14 protein-coding genes are annotated in these 16767 nt (G+C 73.7%); 5 read left to right on the top strand and 9 right to left on the bottom strand.

Annotated elements, in window-relative coordinates; translation table 11 throughout:
- Positions 1–50: 50 nt before the first annotated feature.
- The gene (locus ANAEK_RS07870) at positions 51–449 is read right to left on the bottom strand and encodes a nuclear transport factor 2 family protein (RefSeq protein ID WP_012525618.1); all 399 of its coding nucleotides are present in this window, start codon (positions 447–449) and stop codon (positions 51–53) included.
- A 192-nt stretch (positions 450–641) separates the two neighbouring features.
- Here ANAEK_RS07870 and ANAEK_RS07865 point away from each other — a divergent pair, with 192 nt between their 5' ends.
- The gene (locus ANAEK_RS07865) at positions 642–1763 is read left to right on the top strand and encodes a hypothetical protein (RefSeq protein WP_232288400.1); all 1122 of its coding nucleotides are present in this window, start codon (positions 642–644) and stop codon (positions 1761–1763) included.
- Positions 1764–1914: 151 nt separating this feature from the next.
- Positions 1915–4326, top strand: coding sequence for a molybdopterin-dependent oxidoreductase (locus tag ANAEK_RS07860; RefSeq protein WP_012525616.1), 2412 nt, complete (start codon positions 1915–1917; stop codon positions 4324–4326).
- A 38-nt stretch (positions 4327–4364) separates the two neighbouring features.
- Here ANAEK_RS07860 and ANAEK_RS07855 read toward each other — a convergent pair whose 3' ends face one another.
- Positions 4365–6488, bottom strand: a complete 2124-nt coding sequence (locus ANAEK_RS07855; RefSeq protein ID WP_012525615.1) for a dehydrogenase — start codon at positions 6486–6488, stop codon at positions 4365–4367.
- Positions 6489–6732: 244 nt separating this feature from the next.
- On the opposite strand from ANAEK_RS07855, the gene ANAEK_RS07850 reads away from it, so the two are divergent.
- A complete protein-coding gene (locus tag ANAEK_RS07850; RefSeq protein WP_012525614.1) occupies positions 6733–7593 on the top strand; it encodes an SDR family oxidoreductase in 861 nt (286 codons plus the stop codon).
- A gap of 65 nt (positions 7594–7658) precedes the next feature.
- On the opposite strand, the gene ANAEK_RS07845 is transcribed toward ANAEK_RS07850, so the two are convergent.
- Both ANAEK_RS07845 and ANAEK_RS07840 read right to left on the bottom strand, forming a co-directional pair.
- Positions 7659–8405, bottom strand: coding sequence for a glycine cleavage system protein H (locus ANAEK_RS07845; protein WP_012525613.1), 747 nt, complete (start codon positions 8403–8405; stop codon positions 7659–7661).
- A 555-nt stretch (positions 8406–8960) separates the two neighbouring features.
- Positions 8961–9932, bottom strand: coding sequence for an MBL fold metallo-hydrolase (locus ANAEK_RS07840; RefSeq protein ID WP_012525612.1), 972 nt, complete (start codon positions 9930–9932; stop codon positions 8961–8963).
- Positions 9933–10116: 184 nt separating this feature from the next.
- Here ANAEK_RS07840 and ANAEK_RS07835 point away from each other — a divergent pair, with 184 nt between their 5' ends.
- Complete coding sequence (locus tag ANAEK_RS07835) at positions 10117–10827, top strand: SDR family oxidoreductase (protein WP_012525611.1); 711 nt, start codon at positions 10117–10119, stop codon at positions 10825–10827.
- A 35-nt stretch (positions 10828–10862) separates the two neighbouring features.
- Here ANAEK_RS07835 and ANAEK_RS07830 read toward each other — a convergent pair whose 3' ends face one another.
- From ANAEK_RS07830 to cysK, 5 genes are all read right to left on the bottom strand, one after another.
- Positions 10863–11564: a hypothetical protein gene (locus tag ANAEK_RS07830; protein WP_012525610.1), complete on the bottom strand. Its 702-nt coding sequence runs from the start codon at positions 11562–11564 to the stop codon at positions 10863–10865.
- Positions 11565–11590: 26 nt separating this feature from the next.
- Positions 11591–12295: a molybdopterin-dependent oxidoreductase gene (locus tag ANAEK_RS07825; protein WP_012525609.1), complete on the bottom strand. Its 705-nt coding sequence runs from the start codon at positions 12293–12295 to the stop codon at positions 11591–11593.
- Positions 12292–12942: a cytochrome b/b6 domain-containing protein gene (locus ANAEK_RS07820; RefSeq protein WP_012525608.1), complete on the bottom strand. Its 651-nt coding sequence runs from the start codon at positions 12940–12942 to the stop codon at positions 12292–12294. The genes ANAEK_RS07825 and ANAEK_RS07820 overlap by 4 nt, the downstream gene beginning before the upstream one ends.
- Before the next feature lie 275 nt (positions 12943–13217).
- Positions 13218–14387, bottom strand: a complete 1170-nt coding sequence (locus ANAEK_RS07815; RefSeq protein ID WP_012525607.1) for an aminotransferase class I/II-fold pyridoxal phosphate-dependent enzyme — start codon at positions 14385–14387, stop codon at positions 13218–13220.
- Positions 14388–14399: 12 nt separating this feature from the next.
- The gene (gene cysK, locus ANAEK_RS07810; RefSeq protein WP_012525606.1) at positions 14400–15449 is read right to left on the bottom strand and encodes a cysteine synthase A; all 1050 of its coding nucleotides are present in this window, start codon (positions 15447–15449) and stop codon (positions 14400–14402) included.
- Between the two features lie 338 nt (positions 15450–15787).
- On the opposite strand from cysK, the gene ANAEK_RS07805 reads away from it, so the two are divergent.
- Positions 15788–16744, top strand: coding sequence for a bifunctional 2-polyprenyl-6-hydroxyphenol methylase/3-demethylubiquinol 3-O-methyltransferase UbiG (locus ANAEK_RS07805; RefSeq protein WP_012525605.1), 957 nt, complete (start codon positions 15788–15790; stop codon positions 16742–16744).
- The last annotated feature ends 23 nt before the right edge of the window (positions 16745–16767 follow it).

The following is a 16767-nucleotide window of genomic DNA, read 5'->3' as shown; positions in this document are numbered from 1 at the left end:
CGCCGCTGGCGCGGGTACGCCCCTACCCGGCCATCGCCCTCCTGGCCCGGTCACCGCTGCCCGTCCGGCCCGCCGCTCACGGAGATCATCAGCCACTCCCCGTTCCGCCGCAGGTAGCTCTCGGTCCAGCGACCGTTCACGGTCGTCGAGCCCGTACCTGCCTCGACCTCCGCCGTGTACCGGTAGTGGACCACCCCGACGATCCCGTCGAACACCGTGATGCCCAGCGGCGTCAGCCCGTAGCTCAGGACGCGCGGCGACGACGGTCCCACCGCGGCGACCGCCGCCTCCTTGTCGTGCGGCCCCGGCAGGCCCGTGACCCAGCCCGTGTAGCTCGGGTGGAGCGCGTCGCGGACGAGCGCCACGTCGTGCGTCGAGGACAGCCTCCAAAGCGCGTCGACCCGCGACCAGAGCTGCGCCTGCGCTTCGCCGAGATGATCGAGATCCATGGTCTCACCTGCCGAGTCCGCAGCTCCTGTGCATCCTCGACCGCGCGCGGACGGAGTGGATTGTCGTCGGTCAACCCTCGCCCGGGCGCCGGCCACGCGCGGTGCGTTGGGCCGCGGCCGGTCGGGCGACCCCGCAATCCCGGGGATGGCTGCACCCGGCGTGAGACACACTTCGCGTCCGTGGGGGAGGAGATGGAACGCGCTCGGACGCGGATCCTCGCTCGCACCGGATCGGCGCGATGGCGCTCGCGGAGCGGCGGATGTGCCTGGCGCGGGAGGCTGGCGCTGCCGCTCGCGCTGGCCAGCGCGCTCCTCGCCCTCACGGCCTGCGCAGCCCACTTCCCGCGGGTGGACGAGCCGAGCGTGGATCTCGAGCCCATCACCGTGGCGATCCCGCTCGCCAGGGATCAGCTGTTCGAGGCCCAGCTGCCGCTGCACCTCTTCCTGTACGACGGGCTCGACCACCCGCGTCTCATGAACGACGGCGGGCTCGGCCTGGCCCTGACCTTCTCGTTCGTCGCCACGCTGCGCATGGAGACCTCGCAGTCCACGCCGATCCGGCCGCCGTCGTACCTGCCGCGGCTGCGGCTGCAGCTCGTGGACGTCCTCCCGCTCGCCTCACCCCCGAGCCGCGCCGATCGCCTGCTCGTGTCGTTCGGGTTCTTCGCCGCGCATCACTCGAACGGGCAGAAGGGCTGCGCGCTCCGCGACGGCGCGCTGCTGCCGGGCGCCACCTCGGACTTCGACTGCGGATGGCCGCCCGGTGTGCCCCGGTCCGACGCGCTGAACCTCGACAGCGGGAGCTTCACCGACCACCTCCTCGGCACCGAGCTTCTTCTCCGCTGGCTCTCCTTTCCGGTGAACGGCGGCGCCTCCCGTCTCGGAGCCACCTCGAGGCTCGGGTTCGACTGGAACGTGCCCTGCACGTTCTCGGGGTGCATCGAGCCCGCCATGCGTCGACGTTACGGCGAGACCGCGATCCGGTGGCTCGCAGCTGGCGAGCTCCAGGTGGCGGGACGCCATCGTGCCGTCCCGTTCCGCGCCCGGGTGGCCTCGGACGCGCGGCTGCGGCTCACGGCCTCGGGCGCGGTCCACCTGGGCCTCGGGCAAGGCCGCTCGCCGTACGGCGACGCCACCTTCGATCTCGCCTACGTCACGCACTTCGAGCGCGGCGGCAGCGGAGGACCGTTCGTGCGGTACCACCACGGTCACGATCCGCTCAACGTCCGCTTCGAGGAGCGCTGGGACGTCTGGCTCGTCGGGTATCTGGTCGAGCTCACGGCGCCTCCGATGCTGGACGGACCCGGAGATTGACGGCGCGCGTCCGGGGCTTGCCTGACGCTCGAGCCTCATCGAGCGGGCGACCGCGTCTCCGGCCGCTGGCGCGACCTGCTCCGGGATCCGTTCGGGGGCCAGACCCAGCACGGGCCAGCCCGCGCCAGCGCCACGCCCCAAGGCACCGGCGATGACCGCCGGCCACACGGCATCCGAGCGCATCCCCACCTACTGCGCGCTGTGCGTCTCGCGCTGCGGCGCCATCGCCACGATCGAGGACGGGCGCTTCGTCCGCCTGGATCCCGACCCGTCGCACCCCACCGGCCAGGCGCTCTGCGCGAAGGGCCGCGCCGCGCCGGAGCTGGTCCATCACCCCGACCGGCTGAAGTACCCGCTGCGACGCACGCGCCCGAAAGGCGATCCGGACCCGGGCTGGAAGCGGATCGGCTGGGACGAGGCGCTGGCGCTCTCCGCGTCGCGGCTCCGCCAGCTCTCCGCGGAGTCCGGCCCCGAGAGCGTCGCCTTCAGCCTGGTGTCGCCCTCGACCTCGGCGTCGGACGACTCGATGGCCTGGGTCGAGCGGCTGACGCGCACGTTCGGCAGCCCGAACCTCGTCGTCGCCATGGAGCTGTGCGGCTGGGGCCGGCACTTCGCCACGACCTTCACGTTCGGTGCGCCGGTGCCGGGACGCTACCTGCCCGACCTCGAGCACGCCGGCTGCATCCTGTTCTGGGGCTACAACCCGAACCACGCGCGGCTCGCCCATGCCACCGCGACGCTCGCCGCGCAGAAGCGCGGGGCGCGGCTCGTCGTGGTCGATCCGCGGCGCACCGAGCCGGCGCGGCGCGCGGACGCGTGGCTGCAGGTGCGGCCGGGCACGGACGCCGCGCTCGCGCTGGGGATCGCCGGCGTGATGATCGACCGGGGCTGGTTCGACGAGCCGTTCGTGCGCGAGTGGACGAATGGACCGCTGCTCGTCCGCCCGGATACGGGCCGCCTCCTGACGAGCGCGGACGTCTCGGAGGGCGGCGACCCGGGGCGCTACGTGGCCTGGGACCGAGCTGCAGGACGGCCCGCGCTCTACGATCCGCGCAGCAGGCGGTACGAGGCCGACCTCGCGGACGTCGCCTTGTTCGGCGAGCACATGGTCGAGACGCGGGAGGGCGTCTTGCGCTGCCGGACCGTGTTCGAGCTCGCGGCCGCGCTCTGCCGGAGCTACGCGCCCGGGCGCGTGGAGTCGATCACCGGCGTCGCACGCGGTGAGGTCGAGCGCGCGGCGCGGCTCCTGTGGGAGTCGAGGCCCCTCGCCTACTACGCGTGGAGCGGCGTCGAGATGCAGACGAACGCCACCCAGATCGCACGGGCCATCGCGCAGCTCTCGGTGCTGACCGGGAGCATCGACGCACCGGGCGGCAACGTGCTCTTCCCCTCGGTCCCCTCCCCCGCCGTCGGGAGCGAGGTGCCCCCGCGGCCGGAGCCCCGCGCCGCGGGACTCGGCGTCGCGGAGCGTCCGCTCGGCCCGGCGCGGTGGGGGTTCGCGACCACCGACGAGCTGTACCGCGGCATCCTCGACCGCAAGCCGTACGCCGTGCGAGGCCTGGTCGGCTTCGGCTCCAACCTCCTGCTGTCGCACGGTGACGTCCTGCGCGGCCGCGCGGCGCTGACCGCGCTCGACTTCTACGTCCACGCCGACCTGTTCATGAACCCCACCGCGGAACTCGCCGACGTGGTCCTGCCGGTGGCGAGCCCCTTCGAGCGCGAGGCGCTCAAGCTCGGCTTCGAGGTGAGCCCGGAGGCGCAGTCGCTGGTGCAGCTGCGGCGGCCCGTGGCCGCGCCGCCCGGGGAGGCGCGCTCCGACACCGCGATCGTCTTCGACCTCGCGGTCGCGCTCGGCCTCGGCGAGCACTTCTGGAACGGGGACGTGGACGCCGCGTATCGCCACCAGCTGGCGCCCTCGGGCCTCTCCCTCGACTGGCTGCGCCAGCACCCGGAGGGCGCGCGCGTCGCGCTCGAGACGCGCCACCGCAAGTTCGCCGAGGTCCACGACGGCGTCCCGCGGGGCTTCGACACGCCCACGCGCAAGATCGAGCTGTACTCCGAGACCCTGCTCGCGCACGGCCATCCGCCGCTCCCGGAGTACCAGGAGCCGCGCGTCGGCCCGGTCTCACGTCCGGATCTCCTCGCGCGCTATCCGCTGATCCTCACGTGCGCCAAGCACACGCTGTTCTGCGAGAGCCAGCACCGCGCGCTCCCCGGCCTGCGGCGCAAGGCGCCGGACCCCGAGGTCGAGCTGCATCCCGTCGCCGCGGCGAACCGCCGGATCGCGGCCGGCGACTGGGTCCACATCGAGACGCCGGACGGGAGCGTGCGTGCGCGGGCGCGCCTGAACGACACGTTGCAGCCGGACGTGGTCTGCGGCCAGCACGGATGGTGGCAGGCGTGCCCCGAGGTGGGGGCGCCCGGCTACGATCCGTTCGGTCCCGACGGCGCGAACTTCAACCTCCTCATCGGGAACGCGGCCATCGACTCGATCAGCGGCTCCGTGCCTCACCGGGCGTATCTCTGCGAGATCCGTCCGGCGGAGCCGCCCGGCGCGCCATAGCGCGGTCCGACGACGCCGGACGGCCCCGCGGCCTCGGCTCAGACGCCCGCGTGCTGGTCCTGGCGCTCCGCCACCGGCCGCGGGACTTCACGCACGGTCGCGCGCGCCGGCTGCCCGCCCGGCCAGCGCGTCCGCGCCGCGAGCGCGAGCGCGCGAACGCGGCCGATGTCCTCGTCGGTGAACGGCCCGTTCACCCCGGAGATGGCCGCCAGCCGCATGCCGTGCTTGAGCCCGAGCTTGTAGATCTCCTTCACCTTCTCCCATTCGATGTTCCGACCGACGGTGTAGCTCTCGAACCGGCCCTCCAGCGCGAGCACGATCGTCTCCGCCAGGCAGGCGTACACGACGCCGTCGGGGAGGCCGATGTCGCGCATGCGCACGCCGCCGGGGAGCTGGATCTCGCCCGACTCGATGACGAGCACGTCGGGCCGCTTCGCCACCTCGGACGGCGGCAGGTCGAGCGGGCGCGCCACGTCGGTGATCACGCAGCCGGGCTTCACCTTCATGATGTCGAGGATCTTCTTGCCGGCGCCGGAGGTGGCCGTGACCACGAGGTCCATCTCCCGAAGGTTCTCGTCCGCCTTGCTCGACAGGTGCAGGACCGCGTCGGGCGTGTCCGCGAGGATCGTCTCGCGCAACGTGAGCAGCTTCCCGATCTCCGGCGACACGAGGAAGACGTCGTCGAAGGACATCGCGAGCAGCCGCGCGCACGCGGCGCCGATCGCGCCCGTCGCCCCCACCACCATCGCCTTGCCGGCGACCTTGCCGTCCTCGCTCCGCGAGAGGAGCCCGAGGCGCTTCACCGCGTCCGCGGCGGCCCAGAGCGCCGCGGACGCGCTGTAGCTGTTCCCGGTGGTGATGGGGATGCCGGCCCGCTTCGCGACCGTCACGCCCGCGTCGCCCACCACCTTGGTGAACGCGCCGAGGCCCATGATCTGGGCGCCGAGCCCCTCCGCGATCTTCGCGGCGGCGAGCAGCCGCCGGTAGGTGAACTCCGGGCTGTGCGCCAGGAGCTCCTTGGGCGTGCCGCCCACGGTGATGAGCCAGCCCTCCGCCTCGGTGCCGGTCGGCGAGCGGATGCCGGTGACCCGCGAGTACACGAACGGCGGCGAGTACGCGATGAGCTTCTCGACGACCGGCAGCACGACCGAAGGGGCGATGCGCGACGCCAGCTCGACCGGCCTCGACGCCTTCAGGTACTCGCGCGACAGCGGGTGGATGACGAAGGCGAACCGGTTCACGCGCCTGGGCTTGCCCGAGGGGAACAGGATGCGCGGCGCGAGCTTCATCTCGCCGAAGATGTCGAGGTACTCGTCGTGGAGGACGTCGTCGCGGTGCTGCCTGCCCAGCGCCGCGATGATCATGGCCTCGATCACGTTGAGGCCCACGACGCGCCCGAGCAGCTTCGGCGTGCGGTCGATGACGACGTCCACCCCCTGGTCGCCCAGCCGCTTGACCTCCTCGTCCGTCACCGCCGAGGTGAGGACGATCTTGCGGTCCAGCGCCTCGCGCCCGACCGCGGCGAGGTCGTCGTGCGGGCCCACCAGGACGCTCGCCTCGCGGGCCGCCCTCCCGAGGATGAGCCGGGTCCAGGCATCACGGAGCGCGAGCGGGGCCTTGCCCCACACCGCCTGGAGCGGGCGCTGCACGGGCGCCGTGAGCGCCGCGTACGCCTCGAGCTGCGCGACCGAGCCCAGGATCGCCGGCAGCCCGAGCTGGAGCAGCGGGTCGGCGAAGCCCAGGTTGTGCGTGTACTCGGACACGGCCTGCGCGATCGCGTAGTTCGCGAGCCCCGAGAGGAAGATCACCCGCGCGTTCGTGAAGCAGCGCTGCTCGTGCGACTGGATGTGCCGGATGGCCCACTCGTCGAGGAAGCCGCGGAGGCGGGCGCCGGTGGTGACCGGCACCTCGCACACGGCCGCCTCGAGCTCGGCCGTGGTGGGATCCTCCCAGCGCCGCGTCCCCACCAGCAGGTGGTCGGCGACGAGGCCCAGGCCGATCGCGTCGCACTCGCCCTGCCAGCGCGCGAGCAGGTCGAGCGCCCTGCGGAGATCGTGGTCGACCCCGAAGCGGCGGACCCGGAACGACTGCCCCATGAACCGCGTGGTGTAATCGTAGTCACCGGCGCGCGCGCCGAGGCTGATGCTGACGACGTTCTTCATTGGCTTGCCCCGCTGGCCTCCATGATGCGCCCGGCCCGGGAAGCCTTCGCGGGCACCGGGCGGGGCCAGTTCGAAGCGGTCCCCTCGGGATGGTGTGACAGTCGAGCCGGACGATCGGCTGCCGATCGCGCGGCGGTGCGGCCTCCGGGCCGCGTCTCTCCCTGGGCTGCGGCCATCGGGCGCAGCCTCAGCGTTCCACGCGAGGCGCACCCTCGGCACGAACGCACGCGTCCTGGAGGTCGTCATGAAGACGTGGAAGGCGAAGCGCGTCCTCATCACGGGCGCCGCGGCCGGGATCGGCCGGGCCGTCGCCGAGCGGCTCGGCGCCCGCGGCGCGGCGCTGATCCTGACCGACCGCGACGAGGAGCCCCTGGCGGCGACCGCCGACGCGCTCCGCCGGGCAGGAGCGAGCGCGCAGCATCACGTCCTCGACGTCACCCAGGGCGCCTCCATCCTGCAGGCGCGCGACGCGGTCCACGGGCGCGGCGGGCCGATCGACGTGCTGATCAACAACGCCGGGGTCGTCTTCGGCGGCGCGTTCCTCGACGTCCCGCTCCAGAAGCACCTCGACACGTTCTCCGTGAACCTGCTCGGCCTGGTGTCGGTGACGCACGCGTTCCTCGCCGACCTCGTCGGCCGGCCGGAGGCGCACCTCGTCAACGTGGCGAGCGCGGCGGGGCTCACGGCGGTGCCGTTCGCGACCACCTACGCCTCGAGCAAGTGGGCCGTGGTCGGGTTCTCCGAGTCGATCCGGCTGGAGCTCGCGCGGCAGGGGCACCGCCACGTGCACGTGACGACCGTCTGCCCGCTGTACGTCTCGACCGGCCTCTTCGAAGGCGCCCGGCCGCCGCTGCTCACGTCGATGCTCACGCCGGCGCAGCTCGCGGACGAGATCGTCGAGGGCGTGGAGCGGGACCGGGTGTTCGTCCGCACGCCGTGGCTGGTGAAGCTCGTCCCGTTCCTGAACGGCGTGCTCCCCACCGGCCTGGCCGACGCCCTGTCCAGCGCGCTCGGCGCTGCCGGCAGCATGGAGCAGTGGACCGGGCGCACCGCGAAGGTGCCCGAAACGCCCGCGCGCCGGGTGGCCGGCCGCCGGCGGAGGTGAGGTGCCGCCGCGACGGCGAAGGGCCGGCGCTCGCCGGCCCTCTCACGCCCGCCGTCCGCGGCGGCTCAGGTCAGGAAGTACTCCCGCGCCAGCTCGTCCCAGCCCTCCCCTGCCAGCGCGCGAGCGATGCCGTGGACCGGCGTGCCGCCGTCCTGCAGGACCTGGCCGAGCTCGGGCGCGAGGCGGAGCGCCAGCGTGTCCCCGGCCGCGTCGAGCATCCGCTGCGCCGGCGCCTCCGCCTGGAGCTGCCGGAAGTTCGCCACCAGCCGCGGCGCCTTCACCTTGAACAGCCAGCCGGCGCCGTAGGGGTCCTCGAGCGCGCCGTGGGCGCGGACGCGCGGGTTCACCGCCACCACCGTCCCGTCCACCGGCGCGAGCATCGCGACCCCGCGGTCCTCGTCGCGCAGCTCGATGGCGGGCTCACCCTGCGCCACGCGCGTCCCGACCGCGGGCAGCTCCACCGTCGCGGGCCCCACCAGCTTGTGGGCGAAGTCGTCGATGCCGACCGAGACGAGGCCGTCGCCCTCCAGCCGCGCCCAGGTGTGCCCGGGGTGCAGGTGCACGCCGGCCGGGACGTGGAACCAGCCGGCCGAGGCCGGCCGGGCGATGGCGGTCGCGCCGGCAGGCCGCGCCGCGCGGAGGGCGGCGGAGACGGCCTCGCGCACCGGCACCGCGGCCCGCATCACCTCGCGCGCCTCGCGGCGGCCGCCCTGCACGTACCGCCAGAACGGGATGAAGAGCAGCAGGTACCCGATCCCGAGGCCGTACTCCAGGAGCTTCGCCGGGTACACGGAGAGTAGATCGTAGGCCATGGGCTCCTCGCTCTTGGGTGCGCGTACGCTGCCGCCGACCGGGGGTCAGTGCGCGGCGCTGTGGTCGAGGACGGAGAGGACGGCGAATCCGACGAGGGCCAGCACGAGTGCGAACATCATGGCGTGCTCCTTTCAGCGCCTTCGGTGGGCTCCGTGGCTGCGCTCCTTCGACGCTTTCCAATGGCAAGCGGCGGGCCAGCCCACGCACGCCACCCCCGGCTGCCGGGATCACGGAGGGGATGCGGGCGGTTGCGCGCACGCGGCGCGCGGCGAGCCCGTCAGCGCGCGCCGGAACGCCCGCGGCGAACTGGTGAGAGCGGCAGCGGCCCCGCACCGCTCCCGGCCAGAATGAGCAGGAATTCCCGGCCGCTTGGCCTCGCGGCGGCCACTGAGGAGGAACACAACACGGTGCAGAGTTTCGCGACGGTGCGATCGAGGGCGGCCGTACCGAATCCGCGCGGCGATGGGCGGCCCGCTCTCGGGAGAGAAGTTCAGGCGCCTGAGGAGTCGATCCCGGCAGCCCGCGAGCGAAGGCGGGTCGCGGGATGCGACCGATCAGCGGGCACCCGCCTCCGGAGGATGGCGGACCTCCACCTCGTCGCCGATGACGACCGTCATGAGGTCCTCCCCGACGACGAGCGGCCCGGCATAGGTCTCGCGCGTCCGGGCGACGAGCTCGGCGATGGACGGTGCCGGGACCGCCGGGTCCGTCGTGAGCAACGCAACGTGCGTGAACACCGCGAGCCGGGGCTTCACGCGCGTGAAGACCCTGCCCGCGTCCTCCGGCGAGGTGTGGACCGCGAGGATGCTACGCGCCACGGCGGAACGGTCTACGAGCTCCTTCCGCGCGGCGGCCACCTCGTGGACGAGCACGTCGGCCCCCGCCGCGAAGCGGACGAGGTTCTCGCAGGGGCGCGTGTCTCCCGAGATGACGACCGACCGCCCGGCGTGATCGACGCGATACCCCAGCGCCGGACGGAGGTGCGGTCCGTGGTCCACGGTGAAGGCGGTGACCTTCACGCCGTCGCGTTCGTACACGACCCCCTGACCGACGTCGCGCGCGCGGACGGTGGCCCCCGCGTCGGGGAGCTGCTGGTGCCCGCTGCGGGCGCGCAGGTCCCACGCGTACGCCCTCCGGAGCGCGGCGACCATGTCGACCGTCCCCGCGGGCCCCCACAGCGCCAGGGGCACGACCCGCCGCCCGAACGGCGTCGGCAGCCAGCCGGTGAGCCACAGGTCCGGGATGCCGACCACGTGATCCGAGTGAAGATGCGTCAGGAACACGGCGTCGATGTCGCGCAGCGGCATCCGGAGCTGCCACAGGCGCTGCGTCACCCCGCGGCCCGCGTCGAAGAGGAGCCGGTGCCCTCCGGCCTCGACGAGCGTGCTCGGGCCGAATCGGTCGATCTCCGGCGCGGGCCTCCCCGTGCCGAGCAGCGTGACGCGGAACTCCTGCGCGCCCGCAGCCACGCGGGCCACCGCGAGCCAGAGCAGCGGGACGAGGCGCCGGCAGGTCCTCGGGAGCATGCACCCTCCACTGGGCCGCCTCGCGAGCGGCCGGACCTCCGACGTAACGGGGGACGGTGGCGTGCGCGCGGCCCGCATCGCTGCGCCCGTCGAAGCCTCGATCGGGATCCGGTGGACGGGTGCCCGTCGCCGCCGCGACGAGCCGGGCGATGCCGTGCAGGCGCCGGACCATTACAGAGATCGCATGACCCCTGTCATCGTGATCTCCGGAGCCGCCGGAGCCCTCGGCTCCGCGCTCTCCCGCCACCTCGTCGCCCGCGGCTACCGCGTCGCCGGCGTGGGGCTCCGCCGGCACGGAGAGCGCCTGCGAGCGATCGAGCAGGACCTCGGCGCCGGCTTCGCGGGGTTCACGCTCGAGGCCGACTCGACCGCGGCGTGGGACGCGACCCTCGGCGACGTGGAGTCGCGCCTCGGGGCCGTGTCGGGCGCCGCGCTGGTCGCGGGGGGCTGGCGCGGAGGCAGCCCCTTCCACGAGGACCGGGACGAGGACGCCTGGCGGAGCATGCTGGACGAGAACCTCGAGTCGGCGCAGCGGGCGCTCCGCGCGCTGATGCCGCGGCTCGTGGCGCAGCGCGCCGGCAGCGTGGTGGTGGTCGGCTCGCGGAACGTGGAGCGGCCGTGGTCCGGGGCGGGCGCCGCGGGCTACACGGTCGCGAAGACCGCGGTCGTGGCGCTCGCGCGCGTGATCGCCCAGGAGGTGCTGGAGACCGGCGTCCGCGTGAACGCCGTCCTGCCGAGCACCATCGACACCCCCGCGAACCGCGGCGCCATGCCCGGCGCCGACGCTTCACGCTGGGTGGCGCCCGAGTCGCTCTCGGCCGTGATCGAGTTCCTGCTCTCCGACGCGGCCCGCGACGTGAGCGGCGCGGTCCTCCCCGTGTACGGGCGCGGCTGACGGCGGGCGCGGGCAGCGAGCGCGGCCTGCATCGATCACATCGGCGGCACCGCCCCGTCCTTCCCGACGAACATCCGATCGACGAGCACCGTCCCGTCCGGCTGGGGCGCCCCCGCCGCGAAGACGTGCGCGCCCGCCGCGATCGCGGCGCGGTCCGCCGGCTCGATGCGCACGACGGGCGTCCCCGGGGGAACGATCACCGTCTGCTTGCCGCCCGCGTACGACAGCTCGAGCCGCTTCCCGCCGGACGCGCCCGACACGTCGGAGACGTTCGCGTTGGTCATCGTGCTCTGACCGCCCTTCGCGTCCTCGGCGCCGGCCACCGTCGCGTTCGTCATCGAGCTGCCCGGCTTCAGGTCCCAGGGGCGATGCCCCTCGCCCGTGCCCCGCGCCGCCTCGGGGAACACGTGGACCTCGACGGCGCGGAGCGTACCGTCCTTCGCCTGGACCGCCGTCGTGCCGACGTACGCGCCCTTCGCGATCGCACCGAGATCGGCCCGCGTTGCGCTGCTCACGCGCGACCTCGGCCCGAGCTTCAGCTGCTGCGGCCGCCCGTCCTGCCCGTTCACCGTGACCGAGTCGCCGGCCACCTCGCTCACGACGCCGCGCACGTGCCGCTCGCCCTCCGCCGCGACGGCCACGGCCGCGGCGAGGCACGCCACCGTCCCGAGGACCCACCCCCGCGCCCGCGCGCGCGCCTCGCGCCCCGTCGTCCCCCGCTCCTCCCGATCCGCCATGTCCGCCCCCTTCGTCCCGGCCGCCGTCACACGCCCGCGAACCACTCGTACCCTCGGTCCTCCCAGTAGCCGCCGGTCCGCACCGGCAGGAAGGTCACCTCGGTCACCCACTTCACCATCTTGTAGCCGAGCTTCACCGCGGAGTAGACCCGCAGCGGCGCGCCGTACTCGCGCGCGAGCGGCTGGCCGTTCATGCCGTAGGCGAGGATCGTCTGCGGGTGAACGGCGCTCTCGAGGTCCCAGGACGAGTAGTACCCGGGCTCGAAGGAGCGGAACTCCACGTAGCGGACGCGGCGGTCGGGCGCCACGAGCCGCGCCAGCTCCGAGACGCGCACCCCGTCCCATGACGCGACGGCGGACCAGCCCTCGACGCAGTGGTGCCTGACGCGCGTGCGCGTGCGCGGGAGCCGCTGGAGCGCGTCCGCGGACAGGACCACCGGGTGCGCGACGAGCCCGCCGACCCGCAGCGCCCAGCCCTCCGGCGCGGCCGGGTAGTCGCTCCCGATCCTGTACTGCGGGAAGTCGCCGGGCGCGCTCTCGTCGCCCTCGGCGAGCTCCGGCGCGAGCCGGCCCGGGTCGTAGAGCGCGCGCTGGAACCGCTCGTTCACCCGCTCCATGAGCCCCAGGAACCCGGCGCGCGGGTGGTCGGAGTCGCACGCGACGCCGCCGAGCGCGACGAGCGCGCCCGTGCGCAGACCGGCCCGGAGGAACGCTCGCCGCGTGCCGGTCACCCCTCGGCCCTCCGTCCGCCCGCCGTCATGTCGACGAGCGTGCGCGGGTGGAGCACCGCCTGGACGACGTGGACGACGAGGAACGCGGCGAGCGCCACGAGCACGCCGAGGTGGATCGCGCGCGCGGCGTCGTAGCCGCCGAGGACTGCGGTGAGGCGTGGCAGCTGGACGGGCTTGTAGATCGCGAGCCCCGACGCGACGAGGAGCGGCGCGACCGCGAGCACGCCGGTGTACGCGAGGCGCTGCATCCCGTTGTAGAGCCCGACCGGCGAGGGCGGCGCCCGCCGGAGGCGCAGGTCGTGGAGCACGGTCTCCCAGGCGTTCCGTGCGTCGCGCCGCGGGGAGAAGAGCCGCTCGCGCCACGCGCCGCTCGCGAAGAAGTAGGCGAGGTAGACGATCGCGTTCAGCGTGAAGATCCAGGCGAACGCGAAGTGCCAGTGCCGCGCGCCCGCGAGCCACTTGCCCAGCGTCAGAACGGCGGGCGGGCCCGCGCCCTGGAGCGGGTACCACGCGTAGGGCTCACCGCGCGGGCCGAGCAGCGGAAACGCGGCGAGGATCTGGAGCCCGCTCCCGGCCATCACCGCGAACAGGACGGCGTTCGCCCAGTGCGTCAGGCGGATGAGGAGGGGCTGGGCCGGGCGCGGCATCTCGAGGACGTGCTTGGACGCGCGAAACCCTCGGTATCTACGGAGCGCGCTGCCGCGGCGCGCGGAATGGACGGGTCGCCCCGAAGGCACGCAGAGAACGGAGAGGACGCCTGTGGCGAGCGGGTGGGTCCAGCGCGCTCGGCGAGGAGCCGTCCCACCGCCGGGGCGTCGAACCGGCTGTGCGATGGCTCGCTCGCCGGACGCCCGGCCGGCTCGCTCCTGCCGGCGTGGGGTGCCGATACGGATATGCCCGATGTCCCGTGCCGCCGCCGTCCTCACCCCGGCCGTGCCAGGATCGGCAGCGCCTGCGCCACCATCGCGTCGGACGCGGTCAGGCTCATCCGGAAGTAGTCCGGCTGCTTCATGAGCGTGCCCGGCATGACGAACACCCCTTCGTCGGCCAGGGCCTCCCACTGGCGGACGGGATCTCCCGACCACCGCGCCCACAGGTAGAACGTCCCCTCCGGCGGCAGGACGCCGTGGCCCGCCCGGCCCAGCGCCTCGCTCAGCACATCGCGCCGGCGCGCCAGCGCCGCCACGTCGATGGAGAGGCGCTCCAGCTGCGGCACGGCGTACTGCATGACGGCGTTGGGGAAGCACCAGCCCAGCGCCATCTGGCTCGCGAACATGACCTCGCGCAGCTGCTCGCGGTCGGAGGTCGGCATCTGCGGCGAGAGGGCCAGGTAGCCGAGTCGCTGCCCCGGTGCCAGCAGGACCTTCCCGTAGCTGTACGAGACGAGCGTCCACGGGTACGTCGACGCCGGGCTGGTGAAGGCCCGGCCGTCGAAGCGAAGGCGCCGATACGGCTCGTCGGACAGGAGGAAGACCCGGCGGCCGATCCGGCGGGAGGCGCGGTCCAGCACCTCCGCCAGGCCCGCCAGCTCGCCACGCCCGTAGATCCGCCCGGTGGGGTTGTGGGGCGTGTTCACGATCACCAGGCGCGTGTTCGGGCCGATGGCCGCGTCGATGGCCTCGAGGTCGAGGTCGAAGCGCGGTGCGCGGAGCGCCACCTCCCGCGGCACGGCGTCGGCCGCCAGGAGCATCGGCTCGTAGCAGAACCAGGCCGGCGCGTTGAAGATGACCTCGTCCCCGGCGTCGAGCAGCAGGCGGAACGCGAGTGAGATGGCCCCGAACGCTCCCGCGGTGAGGGCCACGTCGGCTGGCTCGAGCGGAAGGCCGAGCTCCCGGCCGACGGCGTCGGCCAGGAACGCCTGCGGCGCCTCCTCGCTGGACTTGTAGGCGAACCAGTTCTCGTCGAGGGGGACGGCGGCTTCGCGGATGGCCGCGACGAGCCCGTCGAGCGGCATCTCGTGCGGGTTGCCGAAGGTGAAGTCGGCGATGCCGGGATCCCCGCGCCGCTCGCCGTAACGCGAGCTGAAGTAGAAGGCCTTGACGGCTTCGAACGCCCGATCCGCCGCCGCCGCCCTGCGCGACACGATCGCCATGACCGTGCGCCCTCAGGCCTTCGGCGCCGCGCCCGTCACGGAGCGCGCGATCGACTGTTCCTCCTCGGTCATCTCTGCCGGCACGTCCGCGAAGAGCGGCGTGCTGAGGTACCGCTCACCCGTGTCCGGCAGCATGCAGAGGATGTTGGCCCCGCGCTCGGCGCTGGCGGCGACCTGGAGGGCGCCGGCCAGCGTGCCGCCGGAGCTGATGCCCACGAAGATGCCCTCGCGCACGGCCAGCTCCCTGGCGCAGCGAATCGCCTCCGGGCCGGGGACGGTCACGATGCGGTCGACGAGCTTCAGGTCCACGGCGTCGCCGGTGAGCTTCGGGATGAAGTCCGGCGTCCATCCCTGCATCGGGTGCGGCTTGAAGCTCGGGTGCGGCGCGGCCGGGGTGCCGTCCGGATTGCGGGACTGCGCGGCCCCGCTGCCCAGGAGCGGTGCCTCCTCCGGCTCGCAGACCACGATCTTCGTCTCGGGCCGTTCCTTGCGGAGCACGCGGGCCACGCCCTTGAGCGTCCCGCCGGTGCCGTAGCCCGTCACCCAGCAGTCGAGCCGCTCGCCCGCGAAGTCGGCCAGGATCTCCTGCGCCGTCGTGCGCGAGTGATAGTCGGGGTTGGCCTCGTTCTCGAACTGGCGCGTCATGAACCAGCCGTGCGCGGCCGCCAGCGCCTCCGTCTTCCGGATCATGCCCACGGCCCGCTCCGCCGCCGGGGTGAGCACCACCTTGGCCCCCAGGAAGCGCATCAGCCGGCGCCGCTCGACGCTGAACGACTCGGCCATCACGAGCACCAGCGGGTAGCCCTTGGCCGCGCAGACCATGGCCAGGCCGATGCCGGTGTTGCCGCTGGTCGCCTCGATGACGGTCTGGCCCGGCTTCAGCGCTCCCGAACGCTCCGCCGCCTCGATCACGGCGATGGCGAGGCGGTCCTTCACCGAGCCGAGCGGATTGAAGGCCTCCACCTTGACGAACAGGTTCACGTCCGGTGGAGCGAGCCTGTTGATCCGGACTACGGGAGTGTTTCCGATCGTCTCCAGGATGCTCGCGTAACGTCGGCCCATGGCGCACCTCGTGGAGCGGCGGGGAGCCGCCGCTCGAGGCGACATGTGTAATGGAGACGCGTCGCCCTGACGGGAACCGGACGGGAGCGTCGGCCGTCGACCCTCGGGCCCACCGTTCGGGGGATTGCCAGGAACGCCATGCCGAGGCGCCCGGTGAACGGCACGAGGGCCCGGCGGCCGCCGCCTCCCCTGCCGCCGTGACGGGCGTCGCCCGCTGCGTGACGCTCGGTCACGGGCCCGCGCACCGTGTCCACCGTCCGTCAACCTGCGTCGACGGGTCACGCAACGACGATGTCACGAACGGTGGACCCGGCGTTCCTGGTGACGGAGGAATCGCCATGCTGGCTGGCCCCGTTCCGCTCGCGAACGCGCCCGCGCGAGCGAGGTTCGTGTCCCGCGACGCGTGCATCGCCTGCGGGTCGACCGACCTGCGCGCGGTCGCGCAGGGGCGCTTCGACGCCGAGCCGCTGCGCGGGTTCCTCGCCGCCGATCCGTGGGGCGAGGACCCGCTCCCGGCGCTCGGGGACGCGCCGTGGGAGCTGCGCGGGTGCGCGGCGTGCGGCCAGGTGTTCCACCGCTGGGTGCTCGACGACGCGTGGCAGAAGCTCCGGTTCCGACGCTGGATGGGCGAGGCCGCGATGCGCTCGTTCGCCGAGCGCGTCGGGGCCACGGCGTTCCCGGCCCGGTGGAGCAGCGGCACGAACCGGATCGCGCACGTGCTGCGGCTGGAGCGCCTGACCCGCGAGCTGCGGACCCGCGACGAGGCGCCGCGCGTGCTCGACTTCGGCTGCGGATGGGGGGAGCTCGTCGCGACCGCGACGCTCGCAGGATGCGACGCCCACGGCGTGGACTGGGACGCGCATCGCCTGCGCGGCGCAGGGCTCGGCGGCGACCGGCTCGTCGGCAGCCTCTCCGAGCTGGATCCGTCGCTCCGCTTCCACGCGGTCACGCTCTTCGAGGTGCTGGAGCACCTCACGGAGCCGCTCGAGGTCCTGAGGCAGCTCCGGTACCGCCTCGCCTTCCGCGGCATCCTGGTGGTCGAGGTCCCCGACTGCTCCGGAGTGGACGGGATCCGGACCCTCGCCGAGTACCGGGCCGTTCACCCGCTCGAGCACATCAACGCGTTCACGCCGGCGTCGCTGGAGCGGTTCGTGGAACGGGTCGGCTTCCGGCGGATCGAGACGCCCGCCGCGTGGGTGACCGCCGACCCGGTGCGCCTCGCCCGGACGGCAGCGCAGCGCGCGCTCGCGCCGTGGCGCAGGACGACGCAGGCCTACTTCCGACGCGAGGAGTAGCCGCCGGATCTCGACGGTGCGGC

Source organism: Anaeromyxobacter sp. K (genome assembly GCF_000020805.1).
GTDB classification, from domain to species: domain Bacteria; phylum Myxococcota; class Myxococcia; order Myxococcales; family Anaeromyxobacteraceae; genus Anaeromyxobacter; species Anaeromyxobacter dehalogenans.
Note: the sequence above shows the minus strand (reverse complement) of the source record. Positions and strands in the feature narration are given on the sequence as shown.

What these genes read in the sequence shown, in the direction of transcription:
- ANAEK_RS07830 (WP_012525610.1), bottom strand. Translation starts at nt 11,564, where the DNA reads ATGGCGGATCGGGAGGAGCGGGGGACGACGGGGCGCGAGGCGCGCGCG.
- ANAEK_RS07865 (WP_232288400.1), top strand. Translation starts at nt 642, where the DNA reads ATGGAACGCGCTCGGACGCGGATCCTCGCTCGCACCGGATCGGCGCGA.
- ANAEK_RS07820 (WP_012525608.1), bottom strand. Translation starts at nt 12,942, where the DNA reads ATGCCGCGCCCGGCCCAGCCCCTCCTCATCCGCCTGACGCACTGGGCG.
- ANAEK_RS07840 (WP_012525612.1), bottom strand. Translation starts at nt 9,932, where the DNA reads ATGCTCCCGAGGACCTGCCGGCGCCTCGTCCCGCTGCTCTGGCTCGCG.
- ANAEK_RS07805 (WP_012525605.1), top strand. Translation starts at nt 15,788, where the DNA reads ATGCTGGCTGGCCCCGTTCCGCTCGCGAACGCGCCCGCGCGAGCGAGG.
- cysK (WP_012525606.1), bottom strand. Translation starts at nt 15,449, where the DNA reads ATGGGCCGACGTTACGCGAGCATCCTGGAGACGATCGGAAACACTCCC.
- ANAEK_RS07855 (WP_012525615.1), bottom strand. Translation starts at nt 6,488, where the DNA reads ATGAAGAACGTCGTCAGCATCAGCCTCGGCGCGCGCGCCGGTGACTAC.
- ANAEK_RS07815 (WP_012525607.1), bottom strand. Translation starts at nt 14,387, where the DNA reads ATGGCGATCGTGTCGCGCAGGGCGGCGGCGGCGGATCGGGCGTTCGAA.
- ANAEK_RS07860 (WP_012525616.1), top strand. Translation starts at nt 1,915, where the DNA reads ATGACCGCCGGCCACACGGCATCCGAGCGCATCCCCACCTACTGCGCG.
- ANAEK_RS07835 (WP_012525611.1), top strand. Translation starts at nt 10,117, where the DNA reads ATGACCCCTGTCATCGTGATCTCCGGAGCCGCCGGAGCCCTCGGCTCC.
- ANAEK_RS07870 (WP_012525618.1), bottom strand. Translation starts at nt 449, where the DNA reads ATGGATCTCGATCATCTCGGCGAAGCGCAGGCGCAGCTCTGGTCGCGG.
- ANAEK_RS07850 (WP_012525614.1), top strand. Translation starts at nt 6,733, where the DNA reads ATGAAGACGTGGAAGGCGAAGCGCGTCCTCATCACGGGCGCCGCGGCC.
- ANAEK_RS07845 (WP_012525613.1), bottom strand. Translation starts at nt 8,405, where the DNA reads ATGGCCTACGATCTACTCTCCGTGTACCCGGCGAAGCTCCTGGAGTAC.